2 protein-coding genes are annotated in these 1910 nt (G+C 38.3%); both read left to right on the top strand.

The annotated features are described in order from the left end of the window. The first annotated feature begins 61 nt into the window (after positions 1-61). A complete protein-coding gene (locus VB714_RS07230) occupies positions 62-631 on the top strand; it encodes an IS607 family transposase (RefSeq protein ID WP_416309629.1) in 570 nt (189 codons plus the stop codon). Next, positions 628-1857 (top strand): transposase, encoded by a 1230-nt coding sequence (locus tag VB714_RS07225; RefSeq protein ID WP_323222578.1) that lies wholly within the window; start codon positions 628-630, stop codon positions 1855-1857. The genes VB714_RS07230 and VB714_RS07225 overlap by 4 nt, the downstream gene beginning before the upstream one ends. Positions 1858-1910 lie beyond the last annotated feature (53 nt).

Here is a 1910-nt window from a genome sequence, read left to right as displayed (position 1 = left end):
AGTATTGTAAAGTTTAACTTAATATATAGTCAAGTATAGTCATTCATGGTAAGATATAGCCATGAAACTCTCAGACTATGCCAAAAAAGCCGGGGTGAGTTATCAAACGGCATGGAGATGGTGGCAAAAAGGTCATTTAACGGGCTATCAACTGCCTTCGGGAACAATTATCATTACCGAAGAAAGAAAGAAGAAAACCGAGAGAATTGCCTGTATTTATGCCAGAGTCTCTAGTGCAGAAAATAAAGATAACCTTGAACGACAAGCGGAACGGTTAAAAGATTATGCTATTGCCAGAGGCTATCAAATTTATAAAGTCGTCAAAGAAATTGGCAGTGGTTTAAATGATAATCGTCCAAAATTGGCTAAGGTGTTAACCGATTCCCATTACGATATATTGGTAGTGGAGCATAAAGACCGTTTGGCGAGGTTTGGGACAAATTACCTTGAACTCCTGTTAAAAGAGATGGGAAAAACCGTTGAGATTGTCAATCATAGTGAGGACAAACAAGATGAATTGATGGAAGATTTAATTGCCATCATTACCTCATTTTGTTCTCGTCTTTATGGATTAAGACGCTCGAAACGGAAAACCGAAAAAATCATTGCCGAATTAAAGGAGCGCTCGTGAAATTAGCCGAAAGACATATAATTAAAAGAGGTCATCAGTTTTGGAATGAGATAGATGAGTTATCATGGTATGCCAAAAACCTCTACAATGCGGCTAATTATCTAATCCGTCAAAACTTTATCTATGGTCATGGTTATTTGCACTATAACCCCATGGATAAATTAATGCAGAAAACAGAACAATATCGCTCTTTACCCGCTAAAGTCTCTCAACAGGTGTTACGAGGATTAGACCAAAACTGGCAATCCTTTTTTGCTGCTAATCAAGCCTACAAAATTGACCCGGGTAAATTTTTAGGAAAACCAAAAATCCCGAAATATAAAAACACCCAGAAAGGTCGTCACTTATTGGTTTATACCCAACAAGCTCTGAGTAAAGTAGCATTAAAAGAAGGAAAGATCAAACTCTCAAAAACTCAGATAGAGTTTGCCAGTCCCGTCGCCAAAAAAGTAGTGGAGGTAAGAATCGTTCCTCGATGTGATTGTTATATCATTGAGGTCATTTATGAAGAAATAGAACAAACATTAAACCCCAATGAATGGATAGCGAGTATTGATTTAGGTGTAGACGTTTTAATGGCTGTAACTTCTAATCAACCGGACTTTATTCCTCTGTTGATCAATGGCAGACCCTTAAAAAGCCTGAATCAATTCTACAATAAACGGAAAGCCTTTCTTCAATCTCACCTTAAAGGAAATCGGCAAACATCCAAGAGCATAAAACGCCTAACTCGATGTCGAAATCAAAAAGTGGAGAACTATCTTCATCGAGCCAGTCGTTATCTGGTCAATCTACTCCTTGAGAAAAACATTACTACTTTAGTCATTGGCAAAAATGAGGGTTGGAAACAAAAGACCAAAATGGGGAAAGCGAACAACCAAAAGTTTGTCGCAATTCCTTTCAACCGTCTGATTGCCATGTTGACCTATAAGTGTCAATTAGTGGGGATTAAAGTGGTGATGACTGAAGAAAGTTACACGAGCCAGTCGAACTTTTTCAATTTAGACCCGCTTCCCGTTTATGGAGAAACTGTAGAAATCCCGAAGTTTACGGGAAAAAGAATCAAAAGGGGTCTTTACCGGACTCAGACAGGATTCTTGTGCCAAGCGGATATCTTAGGCTCTTATAATATCTTAAGAAAAGCATTCCCAAATGCCTTTAGGGGCTATGGGATAGAGAGGTGCGTAGTTCACCCAAGGAGAATCAATCTCTCGAAGCCAAAATGAAGGGGATTTTTGAAATAGAATCCATGTCTTGTTTATATCTGACTATATTTTGG

The sequence above is a fragment of the Spirulina sp. 06S082 genome (assembly GCF_034932145.1).
GTDB lineage: Bacteria > Cyanobacteriota > Cyanobacteriia > Cyanobacteriales > Spirulinaceae > CCY15215.
Note: the sequence above shows the minus strand (reverse complement) of the source record. Positions and strands in the feature narration are given on the sequence as shown.